Here is an 11,752-nt window from a genome sequence, read left to right as displayed (position 1 = left end):
TTCCCCCTGACCCTGCTCGCCGGGAGCCTTCTCCATGCTTGACGTATCCAACGGTATTTCTCACGAGGCGGCGAGCGTCGCCGTCCCGATGAACCACTGTGATGACGAGCGCGGTCTCGGCGGGATCTACACCGTCACGGCTCGCGCCCCGGATGGCTCGCTCATTCACGAAGAGACGTTCCACAACCTCATCACGACGCAGGGCAAGAACGCCATGCTCGACAAGTTCCTCGGGCTTGGCACGGCGTATGCGAACGTGCTCTTCGGCCTGATCACGGCCGGCACCCCGGTCGCGGGCGATACCTACGCCTCGCACGCGTTCACCGAGGCCGGAACGAGCATCATCGCCGCTCGGCTCGCGCCCACCTATGGCGCCGCGTCGGCTGGCACGAAGGCCACGTCGGCCGGGACGACCTTCACGGTGACGAACGCTGCCGGCGCGACCATCACCGGCCTGTGTCAGGTGCTTGGCCCTACAGGTGTGGCGACGCCCGCGGACACCGCGACCTCTGGCGCCGTGCTGTTCTCGGCAGGCCTATTCTCTTCCTCCATCACTGTCCCGCAGAACAGCACCATCACGGTCTCGTACAGCTATTCCCCGTGAGACTAGTCTGATGCCCCGCTTCTACATCTTCTCCGATCAGGCGAGCGCGCAGGCTTGTGTCGATGGCGTCGATGCGCGAGCGCGGCAGATCTACGCCGAGCGCAAGTTCACAGAAGATCCGGCGACAGGTGGCTTTGTCAGCAAGGACGTGAATGGCAACGATATCCCGGGGGCGGTAACGACCTCGTTTGCGGTCCCGTGGCAACGCGCGGATGGCAATTGGGTCGTGGCGCACTGTGAGACCGTACCCTACGCCGCTGTGAACTTAGACGCGACCCAGACCCCGTCCCTGACGGTCACGGCCTTCGTGGCGCAGGACATACCGGCTGGAACCCCGGTCGAAACGTTCGATCTGACCTGGCTGCCGCCATCACCCGTGCTGCCGGACGCAGCCTTATGACGACGCGCCCCTGGATCCCCGCCGATTACGCGACAACGGGCTCGGCCGGGTCGGGCACGCTCGCCGCGCAGCACGACCCGTCGAACACGAGCGTCAATCCCGTCCCCGCGTCGGGCTACGTCGCCATGGACGCGGATAGCTCGGGTAATGGGTACGATGAGACACAGGCCACGACGGCGGCGCAGCCAGCCTACGTTGCGAATGCGATCAACGGGCTCGCGGCCGAGCGGTTCGGGGGTTCGCAGTCCTTCAAAACAAACCTGTCCGCCGCCCCGCAGATCCGCACTTTCATCGCGGTTATCAGCCTTGCGCAACTCGGGCAAACACACACCCTATACGGCGCAGCAGGCCAAGGCGGTCTGCAATTTCGTATTGAAAGTAACGGGTCAATTGGGCTCGTAAATCAGTATATAGCCAACATAGGCACCTCTCAAGGCCAGGTCGCGGCCAACACGCCGGTTCTGGTTGTTGCCACGTACAATCAGAGTACAGGTGCCTACAGTTTCCGCATCAATGGAGCGGACGCAGGCGGCGGCGGGACGAACAAACAGGGCCTAAACGCACAGGGCTCAACGGTCGGCGTCAACGGCTTCGGACAAAACGAGTTCCTCAACGGTTTGTTAGGCGAGCGATGGGCGCTCAACACCAATAATCTGTCCGATATCCAGTACGCGGAAGGCTTTCTCGGCCATAAGTGGGGCATCACCCTCGACGCCTCGAACCCCTACGCGGCCGCTGCCCCGACAGTCACGACGGGAGGGACGGACTACCCCGTTTCATTCACGGATACCGGGAGTGGGTCCGATACCGCAACCGCTCTCGCGGTCGTTGCGGGCTCAGCATCGGACACCGGCACCGGTTCGGACGCGCAGTCGACGAGCGCCGCGGCTACTGCTTCATCGACTGATAGCGGGACAGCCACCGATACATCCAGTTCGTCGGCGGCAGCCACGGTCACGGCGTCGGACAGCGGCGTAGGAACCGACGCTGCTTCTTCCATTTCTGCGAACACGGGCAGTGCGGCCGACACCGGAACCGGGTCAGACGCATCTGCAGCTACGACGGCTTCCTCTGCCAGCTTCTCGGATCTGGGCGCTGGGTCGGATGCATCCAGCGCCCGAGCCACGGCCAGCGCCAGTCAGGCGGACACGGGCACTGGGTCGGATGCTGCGACGGCCAGCGCCGCTGCTCAGACGACCCTTACGGAAACCGGAACGGGGTCGGATACATCGACCGCGTCGGCGAGCGCGCAGGCATCTGCCAGCGACCAAGGAACCGGCTCCGACGCTGCCAACGGATCATCAGCCAACACCGGTTCGGCCACTGATCAAGGCACCGGGTCAGACGCTAGCACCGGCTCGGCGCAGGTATCCGCTACCCTCGCGGACTCTGGGGCCGGGACAGATGCCGCGACGGCCTCCACGACTCGAACTGCTAACGCATCTGATGTGGGCGCAGGCAGTGATCAAGCCAGCGCAGCCGCCACGACCCTTGCGTCTGCCAGCGACATCGGCAGCCCTGTCGATAACGCCAGCGCAAGGACGACGAGTCCCGCCGTAGCCTCGGACCAGGGCGCCGGATCGGATGCCGCAACGGCGTCGGCCGCGAACACTGGCTCTATTAGCGACGCAGGCTCTGGCACCGATACCGCCGCTGCCTTCGTCACGGTGGTGGTCGCGGTCAACGACAATGGCGCAGCATACGATGCTGCCTCGGCTTCCGCGGCCGAATATGTCGCCATTGCGGATGCAGGCGCGGGCACTGACGCGGCCTCCGTTCGGGTCGTTTCTGCAGTCACGGTCTCGGACGCCGGCTCGGGATCAGATGCCGTTTACGGCAGCCTGCCGAACTCGCTCACGCTCGCGGACATCGGCACTGGCTCAGACACGGTCACGGTCGTCATCGCGTCTCTACCGCGTGCTCAGATCAATCAGACCGGCGCCTACAACGACAACATCACGCAGACGGGTGCCTTCGTGGACACCGTCAGCCTGACCGGACGATATGGGTAGCATCGCATGGCAGGCGGTTGGCAGGCGGTCTCTACGACGCCGGGCGTTCGGCAGGGCTCGGTCAGCCTTCAGGTCGGGGATGCCCGCACTTGGAACCTTGCCGTCCCCGGCAAGGATCTGACCGGCTACAGCGCGCAATGGCTGCTCGGGGTGCCTCCGAACCCAGCGATGCTCGGTCTGCTCAGCACGAGCTACACGCCGCCCGACATCTCGGTCATGAAGACCACGGGCGCCAACCTGAACATCGTTGTGACCGGAAGCGGGGCGAGCCTCGTTTCCAATCTCCGGTTCGCGCTGACCTATGCCGACACCATCGATCTCACCCCGCGCACCTACTGGCAGCAGGCGGTGGCGATCGACCCGATGGGCAATCCCTACACCGTCGCGGAGGGGCCGGTGAACCTGACGCCTTCGCTTCGCGCGCTCCAGTTCAGCACGGGGCCAATCCCCCTATCGAACCCGGCGCTGATCTCGTTCGGGATCTGGCAGGGCGACTCGACGCCGCCGCAGACTTGGGGCTTCCAGAACCCTGACGGCTCGTTGATCGATCTCACGGGGTCGACCTTCGCGCTGACCGTGATGAACGGGGCAACCCTGCTCATCAGCGCCCTATCGAGCGACGGCAGCGGGGCGCTCACGGTCAACCTCGCCACCTCCACCGTGTCGTGGAACTACACGAGCGCGCAGAGCCTGATGATCCTGACGAGCGGGGCGACGTATCAGCTTCACCGGATGATCGGTGGGACGACGCAGCTCTGGGCGCACGGTAGCCTTGTGGGGCTGACGCCGTGACCGTCTCGCCGGTCGTGAACCCCGTGGTGTTCGTGCCGGTGCCGAGGTGCAGTGCGTGGCGGGCGCCTTGGTGGTGTTCAGGTGGAAGGTGAGGGCGCATCAAGGTCGATAGCATAAGGCTCGCCCCGAAGCTGGTTGAAAACAGCATCGGGAATGCCGCCTACAGGGATTGCCAGTCGCAATCGCGCGACCGCCATAGGACCGTGAGCCGAACTGCAATGCAATACAAACCATTCGCCGTATCGGTCTGTGATTAGCGGCTTGAACTCCGTTATGGACTTGTGGGCCTCATCAATCCGAACGACCTCGACCCGCTCAATGGTCGGGAATGGCAGCGCGTAGGGTATCATCCTCTCCTTACCTGTTAGTGCCTACCCCAGTGGGGCGCTTCGGTTGATCCAGGCCGCTCGCTTCCGCCGCTTTGTTCGTTTCAGGAATATCACAGACATATTTAGTAGAACGGATTAGGGCTTGACGAAGAAGCCTTTGTTCGTCCTCTGTTAGAGATCTTAGTTCGGCAAGGGCCGCTTTGCCTTCTGCCGTCAAACTTCCCTTCATCGGCCCATCCACTCCACGCCGCCAAGAAACCCACGCTTCGACCGCGCTTCGGCCGTGTCGATCTATCATGTTGGCAAGAAGCAAGAAATGATCACGAGGAACTTCCTCAGCGTCGGCGCCGTAGCTTGATGTCAGAGCACATAATGCGGGCCAGCACCCTTTCTCCGGTTTAGGCCACTCTTCCCAATGAGTACCGATGAACACCTCATCGGTATATAATATTGTCATGACGGCCTGCTCTTCGGCCTTCATCTCTGCCATCCGTGCCTCAAGATCGACAATATGTGCCGCTGGGTCGCATCCAGCATCAATTAGCTTCGCTGTCTCCGCGAACACTTCGCGCATGTGCAGTGTATCAATCATCGGGGCGCTCCAAAGATTAGAGCGCCTATTGCGCTCAGGCTTGTCCGCGGATCGTATGAAAGCTGCACCGCCGACGAGCACCGGGCAGTCAAGGGCGAAGCCGCGCAGCGGTGCGCAGCACCCTTTACTGACCGATGCCGTCTGCGATCATGAGGAGACGAGCGCCAATCTCCTACATCGGGCTGTTGGCCCAGGAGAAGATACGGCGCTACGTCTCCCTCCGCCGAGGCGGAGTTAAAAGCTGGCGAGCGCACATCTACACCGCGGGCTTGAAGTCCCGGCTCAGTCTGCTGCGTCTCACCAGCCCCCTCCGTGGAGGAGCTTTCGAAGGACGAGCGGCAGAGGCGCCGTTGGGTAGGGGGACGGTGTCGAACTGCTTGTAGCGAGGCGATGCTGACACATAAGAGCCCTTCAAGTTTCAGGGACTGGATCCGATCCGTTAAATGGGCTGGCCGCGCTTCTCTGCTTCATCCATTCCGGCCAACCATCGCCTGTAAGATGACAGCTGATGAAGTGGGCGCCCCATAATTGAGTCATGGGTTCTTCCGGTTTAGTCTGCCGGCGCTCAACGTTGCATCGCACAAAACTTGGCATAAGTAGTGTCAAGCCGGTAACGTCAACATCTTCGTCTTGAAAAAACCCGCCGTATTTTCGATCAATCACGCTTTGGCTCATTGTCTACCGCCTCACGGTGTAGCAGGCTCTGCGAGGATGTGGTCAATCAGAGCCGGTAGCCAGCGGGCATTGTCCTGATAGAGTGTCTCAGCGACGTAGCTCGCGTGACTGGTGGCCTCGTCGCTCGGTTCCCTCAAAGCCATAAGAACAGAGCGGACGATGGCTTGATAGCGCCCGCGTTCATGCGAAGTGGCGTCATCTGAAGATCGTTCACCTGTTGCCTCGCGGAATGTCGGCGTCGCTTCCGCTGACCAGACTGCATCGCACAGGCGCTTCATGTCGGGGGTCATGGCAGATCATCCCACTTGCCGTTGTCGCGCTGACCCTCAAGGTATCGCACGGCGCTTCCCGGTGTGTTGACGACCGTGCCCGTTTGAAGCGCGCTTTGCGGCAAACCTTCTATCCGATCCGGGTGGATGCGGGCGATGAAGGTGTGCCCAAGGATCTCAATCTCGCTTGCTGATCCGGTGTCCTGGAAGCCGGTCTCACGCCATTGAAGCGGGAATGCGTCAGTTACTTCTACGACAACACGCTCTTGGCCAAACCTCGCCATCACATACCACCCCGGTTCTGTAGGACGCTCTCCGGGTGAGAGGGGAACTACTGGAGCTAGAGCATCCGTCAACGCGGTCTCTGCGATCAACTCGCGAGCACGCGCTTCAACGTAAACCCGACGTTCCGCCGGTAGCCCGTCAAGGATCTGTTGCAGCGGGATCGTCATCCTCTCTCCTCCAGCGGATACGGGACCTTCGGGGGCTAAGGCTTCGCACGGTCGTGACCGGGGTCCCGATGCCCGCGAACTACGCCGACAAAGACCTTACCTATTTGAACGCCCCAAATGCCAGTTTGCAGGCTCCGATAGATGCTTCCGTCAATGCCGGTGTAGGCAACAGGCATCCCGCCGCTGGTCCGCATGTCCGACCAGTAGATTGAGACGTATCCGTTCCCGTAGGCGCGCCCCGCCATCTCACTCTCCCAACTGCAAAGCCTTCAGTTCCGCTGTCGCTTCCGCCAGACCGGCGGCTGCACGTCGTCAAGCCACTCGCGCACCTTCGGCGGATCTAACTTCATCGCCAGCATCAGGTGGATCAGCATCGCCATAGGCGGCGGCACCTGACGTTCACCGGTCGCATACCGCTGCGATGTGATGACGGTGATGCAGAAGAACTCAGCTGCCGCCTTGTGCTTAAGCTTCCACTTGGCGAGCGCATTTCGATAATCGTCTGCGGTCATGCCGAATCATGGCCCATTGGGTGGACAAAGTCGAGCCCAGCCCAGGATTTTAGCGCCCAACGGTTATTTAGGCGCTGATCTCGGTTCACTCGCCAAATCGTAGGTCATTCATGCATCTCCGCATTCTCGCGGGCGCGTTCGCGTGTCTGCTCTCCACCCATGCCTTCGCCGCCTCAGACGGCACAGAACCCGATCCTGTCCTGACGCCAGGGGCGGTGAGGACGACAGATCGGGCCGAGATCGTGGGCACGAACACCGCGGCCGTCCGCAATGTCTCCGGCGCCGAGAAGCTGGCCGTCTACCGCCGCTACGGGATGAAGGGACCGCACGACGCGATACCGGGGACGGACCACATGGCCCCGTTCGAGGTGGACCATCGCCTGCCGCTTTGTGCCGGCGGTTCGAACGACATCGCCAACCTCTGGATCCAGGCTTCGGACGGCCCGTGGACGTTCCACGACAAGGATCGGCTTGAGGATCGCGTGTGCGCGAAGCTGAAGCGCGGCCTGGTCACCGTCGAGCAGGCGCAGGCCGTGTTCCTCGGCGACTGGAAGGCCGGATACGTCGCTGAGTTCGGTGACGCCCCGCGGCATGACGGGGAGGCTGCTCATTGACCGCCGCCCTCAACCGCGCCGTCTTCTTTGACCATGTCCGCAAACCCCTCTTCGGGGGAAGCCTCACGCCCCAACAAGTGCAGGGCATGGACGCGATCCTTGACGCGTGCCCAGCGGCCCTGCCGACCGACCCGCTGGCGTACTGCCTTGCGACGACCTTGCGGGAAGCTGGCCCGTCAATGCAGCCGGTCCACGAGGAAGGCCGAGGTCGCAGGCGATCCTATGGCCGCGCGACCGGCCCGTACAAGCAGGTCTATTACGGCCGAGGGCTCGTGCAGCTCACGTGGCACGCAAACTACGTCAATGCGACCACGAAGCTGCGAAAGCTCGGCCTGCTGAAAGCCGACGAGGATCTGGCTCGCACGCCTGATTTGGCGCTGCGCACCGACATCGCTGCCGCCATCCTGTTCCATGGGATGATCGAGGGCTGGTTCACTACCAAGAAGCTGTCGAACTATTTTGGGCATGGCAAGAGCAACCCGCACGGCGCTCGGGCCATCATCAACGGCACAGACCATGCCGCACTGATCGCCGGCTACTTCACGCACTTTCGCGACGCGCTACGGGCCGCTGGGCATGGGGCGGCTCCAGAGACGCCTGCTGTAGCCGAAACGCCGCCAGCGGCCTCCGTAGCCCCCGCCAAGCCCAAGCCCGTCTCCGACAAGCATTCGGTGGTCTCAAAGCCGGCGGTCGTGAAGAAGCGCAGCGCTGCGGTCGCCCATGTCACCCACCGAGCGAAGCACCGCTGATGCCCTTCAAGCACCCCGGCTGGCCGTCCTTCTTCGCGGTGCTGCTCGGATCTGCTGTGGCCCTGAGTGGGCTGCTGTTCTTTGCTGCCAACTTCCCGAGGTAACGCGATGACCGAGAAGCCGAAGCCGACCGAGGCTCCGAAGGCTTGGCGGGGGAAGCTGGAGAAGCGGCCCCTAGATCCTCACTACGGTGAGCCTGGGCCGATCCGCTATCCTGACTCTGCCGGGAAAAAGCTCGGCAATTGGCTAATGGGGCTGCTGACGCCTTGGAAGTGAGGCCAGTGCGGGCGGGGTCTACCCGGCTCTCGTCTACGGTTACAGGGTTGGTTGCCGGGCGGTCTTGAACCACCAACCGACGAGCAGGCTCTTCACCCAAGAGCTTCGGCTACCAACAAGCCATTCTGCGCTCCGAAAGCGCGCCGCACTGACCTCCCGAATATAGCCGATCCGCGCTCGCAGGCAAAGCCTCGCGCTCTCAGTCAAATCCTTCCGAGTCGACGGAGAACAAGCAAAAACCCCGGCCGCATCCTGTTGGCTGACCGGGGCTTCGCTGGCATTCAACACCGAAGGCGCCTCGCCAAAAGCGCCATCTGAATATTGAGGACCGGGGCACGCCCCTAAGACCTCTAGCAAGGTGCAAAGACTAGCACAGCCGAGTCGCCGGTCAAGCGACATTCGATCCATCGCGAGAACTTCCCATGCTCCCGAACATCGCTCGGGCGCTGGCGCTTGGCTGCGTCGGCGTCGCGCTCTCCGCATGCAACACGACCACCGCCACCCAGGTCACGTCCGGCCTCACGGCTGGCGCGATCACGGCGGCTCAGATCACGCCCGCCGCTCTCGCCGCTGCCGGCGCTACCCCGACCCAGATCCAGAAGGCGGCCGCCGTCCTGAAGCAGGCCCGCGATACGGCGGTGGCGCTGTGCGGCATCGAGCCGTCCGTCGCGTCGGTCGCCAACATCATCGCGGCGGCGGCCGGCGGTTCGGCTGCGATCCTCCCCGCCACGCAGGTCGCCAACATCGCCTGCACCGCCCTGACCGGCAAGAGCACCTACACGGCCGGCACCGCGCCCGAGAAGCCGGCGGTGAAGAAGTCCGCCCCCGCCCTAAAGGCCGGCGACTCCAAGAAGGGCGTCGTGATCGTCACCGACCCGGACGGCAACCAGATCCCGATCACGGTCAACGGGACCGTCGTCGATCCGAAGAAGGCGAAGTAGCCATGGCCCGCACCTACTCTCTGCCTCTCCCCTACACCACCACGTCGAGCGACGGCCTGAAGATCGAGGTGGCCCTCGGCATGCCCGAGGTCCAGGCCGCGCTCCCTCGGCTGAAGCCCGCCCTCGTAGAGAAGCTAAAGCGCGTCGGCGTGATGCACCACGAGACCTTCACCAAGGCCGAACTCGACAGCATCCCTTCGGATCTGTGGTCGCAGCTCGCGCCGCATCTGGGATAGCCCGATGCCGAAATTCCGCAAGAAGCCTGTCGAGATCACTGCCGAGCAGTGGTTCCCCGAAAAATTCCCCATGAAGGGCGTGCATTGGGAGCGGCGCTTGGCCGACGATGGTGAGTTTCTGCATGCCTACGTAATCACGGCGCATGAGCAGCGCGCCTACCTCGCGCCCGGCGACTGGATCATCCCCGAGCCTAAGCCGGATCGCTATTACCCCTGCAAACCCGACATCTTCGCCGCAACCTACGACGCAGTGGAGTAGTATGCATGTCCGACGAAACCCCTACGCCCAGCGCCTTCGAACAGGCGACCATGAGCCAGGCCACCGGCACGCTGAAGCTGATCCTGGCGGCGGCTGGTGCATCCCTTGTCCAGAACGGCTATCTCGACCAGGGGTCCGAGACCGAGATCGCGAGCGGCATCGCCACCCTGTTTGTGGCTCTGGCTTGGGTGCTCTGGTCCCGGCGGAAGGACGGCATCCTGAAGGCCGCCTCCCGCGTCCTCGGCAGGGATGGCGCCATCATCACGGATCAGGCGACCGCGAACAAGCTTCCGAGCAACGTCGTCTCCACGATGGAAGAGGCCGAGAAGGTCGCTCCAGCCATCGCACATAGGGCTCGCAAGCAGGCCGCTCATTGATGCGTGCCCGCATCCACGCCCGCTGGCTGCTTGTATTAGCCCTTATCATGATTGGGGTGGCCCTACGCGTCGCCAGCGCGCAGCCCGCGCTTGCCCCGACGTGGCTAGTGCAAATCTCCTTCCCATCTATCCCGAAGCACCCTGATGCAGACGCCGACGCCTATCCCGGTCGCGTGGAGATCTATGCGGCCGGCCGTTTCATCGGCTGCGCCTGGGCCTCCTACTTCGAGCCCGCCCCAGGCCAGCGTCGCCTCGTGCCGCTGAACGTGGGCTACACCTATGCCGGCAATCGTGACGACATCCACGTCGAGGCGTTCGGCGAGCTCGACCGGCTCGGCGGAATGACCGTGCGGATCTCTGAACTCAACGGGCCGAGCACCGGCTCACCGAATGCACGTTAAGATGCAGCCCCGGGAGCGCCATGAATACGCCGCGACGAACCACGTCGGCGCTCGGGAAATCACACTCTCGACACGTAGCCGAAGGTGCTGGTGAAGCGCTTCGAGATGCTCTGCCGACCGATGGAGACGGCCTAGGCGAAGTCGGCGCGAAAACCATTAGGGGACTGCTCGACGAAAGCGATCGCGAGGAGGAGCAGCAGCGTCTGCTCATGCGCTTCACGCCTCGCTGGCGGCAGCTCATCCGGTGGTTCGACACGGACGAGAAGTTTGAGGCGCTTGAACAGCTCGTTGAGGCGCAGATCGACCGTCAGCGCTGGAAAGCGTTCTGGGCCCGAATTTGGAAACTGGCGCTGGTAATTGGCCCGCTCGTGTTCGCTTGGGCGGCCGGTTTTTTTGAGAAGGTGCTGCCCGTAATCCAGAAAATCCTCAAGCTCCTGCAGGCTCCCCCGACATGACCGTACAGGGCTTCGATCGCGCCCTCGGGCGCACGCTCCACATGATGGGCGGCATCCTCAGTCTCGTGGCGGTGGCCGCGGCCGCCTACGTCGTCGGTGGCTGGAGCCGGGATGCCCCCTGGCCCTACGACGTGCTGAGCCGTCGTCTGCTGACCGAAGAGGTGGCGCCCGGTGGTTACATTCGGGTCGAGCGCATCATCGACTATCACGACGACTGCGACATCCGGTATGAGCGCCGCGTCCAGAGCAGCATGCCGGAGGGGCGCCGCTATATCCCCGAGGATCAGGACTTCGAGCATCCCCCGTGGGACCGGTCTGGCAAGCCGCAGCAGTCGGCGTTGCGGCTGCCAGACAACTTTCCATGCGGGCCGGCCTATCTGGTGGAGTCGGTCAGCGTCGCCTGCAACGCCTACCAGCGGCTGGTGAGCCGGCGGAAGAAGCGCGACGTGATCACGCCGTTCTTCGTGACCGGATGTTCCCCGCCGGGCTGATTAGGTTTCGCACCGAGGCTGCTCGCCGGCAAGCTGCTCAGCGACGTGGAGCACAAGAAGCCGCCGCAGGTCTGATCAGGCGTCAGCTAACGGGCCGGCCTTATCGTAGATGTCCGTAGCCCAGCGTTCGATAACCATTCCGGTCGGCACATGGATAATGTGCCACCAGTCAGCAGAGTGCTCGGCGTTCTTCGCTTCGGCCTGCGCGGAACTTAGATCCGGCGTGGTTAGCCGATGATCGCCCCAGCCGCCTTCGGGATAGTACATCAGCCCGGCGAACAGCGCGTACATTCGACCCTCCTAGCCCCTCTCCCCC

Annotated in this window: 19 protein-coding genes; 13 read left to right on the top strand and 6 right to left on the bottom strand. The window is 63.2% G+C overall.

Translation table 11 applies throughout. From position 1 onward, the window contains the following. Positions 1-34 precede the first annotated feature (34 nt). From MKK88_RS01055 to MKK88_RS01040, 4 genes are read left to right on the top strand one after another with little or no spacing between them, the layout of a single operon-like run. Positions 35-604: a hypothetical protein gene (locus tag MKK88_RS01055; protein WP_243996734.1), complete on the top strand. Its 570-nt coding sequence runs from the start codon at positions 35-37 to the stop codon at positions 602-604. 10 nt (positions 605-614) lie between these two features. Continuing rightward, a complete protein-coding gene (locus MKK88_RS01050) occupies positions 615-1,004 on the top strand; it encodes a hypothetical protein (protein WP_243996733.1) in 390 nt (129 codons plus the stop codon). Then, positions 1,001-3,016, top strand: coding sequence for a hypothetical protein (locus MKK88_RS01045; RefSeq protein WP_243996732.1), 2,016 nt, complete (start codon positions 1,001-1,003; stop codon positions 3,014-3,016). Before MKK88_RS01050 ends, MKK88_RS01045 begins: the two co-directional genes overlap by 4 nt. A gap of 6 nt (positions 3,017-3,022) precedes the next feature. Then, positions 3,023-3,808, top strand: coding sequence for a hypothetical protein (locus MKK88_RS01040; protein ID WP_243996731.1), 786 nt, complete (start codon positions 3,023-3,025; stop codon positions 3,806-3,808). A gap of 77 nt (positions 3,809-3,885) precedes the next feature. Here MKK88_RS01040 and MKK88_RS01035 read toward each other — a convergent pair whose 3' ends face one another. From MKK88_RS01035 to MKK88_RS01015, 5 genes are all read right to left on the bottom strand, one after another. Continuing rightward, a complete protein-coding gene (locus MKK88_RS01035; RefSeq protein ID WP_243996730.1) occupies positions 3,886-4,158 on the bottom strand; it encodes a hypothetical protein in 273 nt (90 codons plus the stop codon). Between the two features lie 7 nt (positions 4,159-4,165). Further along, positions 4,166-4,729, bottom strand: coding sequence for a hypothetical protein (locus tag MKK88_RS01030; RefSeq protein WP_243996729.1), 564 nt, complete (start codon positions 4,727-4,729; stop codon positions 4,166-4,168). A 686-nt stretch (positions 4,730-5,415) separates the two neighbouring features. Continuing rightward, positions 5,416-5,694, bottom strand: a complete 279-nt coding sequence (locus MKK88_RS01025) for a hypothetical protein (RefSeq protein ID WP_243996728.1) — start codon at positions 5,692-5,694, stop codon at positions 5,416-5,418. Then, on the bottom strand, positions 5,691-6,125 hold the full coding sequence (locus tag MKK88_RS01020; protein ID WP_243996727.1) for a hypothetical protein: 435 nt from the start codon (positions 6,123-6,125) through the stop codon (positions 5,691-5,693). Before MKK88_RS01020 ends, MKK88_RS01025 begins: the two co-directional genes overlap by 4 nt. 269 nt (positions 6,126-6,394) lie before the next feature. Then, positions 6,395-6,637, bottom strand: coding sequence for a hypothetical protein (locus tag MKK88_RS01015; protein ID WP_243996726.1), 243 nt, complete (start codon positions 6,635-6,637; stop codon positions 6,395-6,397). A gap of 110 nt (positions 6,638-6,747) precedes the next feature. Between MKK88_RS01015 and MKK88_RS01010 the strand changes: the two genes are divergently transcribed. The 9 genes from MKK88_RS01010 (at position 6,748) to MKK88_RS00970 (ending at position 11,436) form a co-directional block, all read left to right on the top strand. Beyond that, positions 6,748-7,251 (top strand): HNH endonuclease signature motif containing protein, encoded by a 504-nt coding sequence (locus tag MKK88_RS01010; protein ID WP_243996725.1) that lies wholly within the window; start codon positions 6,748-6,750, stop codon positions 7,249-7,251. Further along, entirely contained in the window at positions 7,248-8,000 is a 753-nt protein-coding gene (locus MKK88_RS01005) for a hypothetical protein (protein WP_243996724.1), read from the top strand. Before MKK88_RS01010 ends, MKK88_RS01005 begins: the two co-directional genes overlap by 4 nt. Before the next feature lie 698 nt (positions 8,001-8,698). Beyond that, positions 8,699-9,217, top strand: a complete 519-nt coding sequence (locus tag MKK88_RS01000; RefSeq protein ID WP_243996723.1) for a hypothetical protein — start codon at positions 8,699-8,701, stop codon at positions 9,215-9,217. Positions 9,218-9,219: 2 nt separating this feature from the next. Continuing rightward, positions 9,220-9,453, top strand: a complete 234-nt coding sequence (locus tag MKK88_RS00995) for a hypothetical protein (protein ID WP_243996722.1) — start codon at positions 9,220-9,222, stop codon at positions 9,451-9,453. 4 nt (positions 9,454-9,457) lie between these two features. Further along, entirely contained in the window at positions 9,458-9,712 is a 255-nt protein-coding gene (locus tag MKK88_RS00990) for a hypothetical protein (RefSeq protein ID WP_243996721.1), read from the top strand. Between the two features lie 5 nt (positions 9,713-9,717). After that, positions 9,718-10,089, top strand: a complete 372-nt coding sequence (locus MKK88_RS00985; protein WP_243996720.1) for a hypothetical protein — start codon at positions 9,718-9,720, stop codon at positions 10,087-10,089. Beyond that, the gene (locus MKK88_RS00980) at positions 10,089-10,490 is read left to right on the top strand and encodes a hypothetical protein (protein ID WP_243996719.1); all 402 of its coding nucleotides are present in this window, start codon (positions 10,089-10,091) and stop codon (positions 10,488-10,490) included. Before MKK88_RS00985 ends, MKK88_RS00980 begins: the two co-directional genes overlap by 1 nt. Positions 10,491-10,510: 20 nt before the next feature. Further along, the gene (locus tag MKK88_RS00975) at positions 10,511-10,945 is read left to right on the top strand and encodes a hypothetical protein (protein WP_243996718.1); all 435 of its coding nucleotides are present in this window, start codon (positions 10,511-10,513) and stop codon (positions 10,943-10,945) included. Beyond that, complete coding sequence (locus MKK88_RS00970; protein ID WP_243996717.1) at positions 10,942-11,436, top strand: hypothetical protein; 495 nt, start codon at positions 10,942-10,944, stop codon at positions 11,434-11,436. Before MKK88_RS00975 ends, MKK88_RS00970 begins: the two co-directional genes overlap by 4 nt. Positions 11,437-11,511: 75 nt before the next feature. Here MKK88_RS00970 and MKK88_RS00965 read toward each other — a convergent pair whose 3' ends face one another. Then, positions 11,512-11,727: a hypothetical protein gene (locus tag MKK88_RS00965; protein WP_243996716.1), complete on the bottom strand. Its 216-nt coding sequence runs from the start codon at positions 11,725-11,727 to the stop codon at positions 11,512-11,514. Positions 11,728-11,752 lie beyond the last annotated feature (25 nt).

Origin of the sequence: Methylobacterium sp. E-005 (genome assembly GCF_022829725.1) — a bacterium.
In the GTDB taxonomy this organism is placed as follows: Bacteria; Pseudomonadota; Alphaproteobacteria; order Rhizobiales; family Beijerinckiaceae; genus Methylobacterium.
This window is presented reverse-complemented; position numbering and strand designations above follow the sequence as displayed.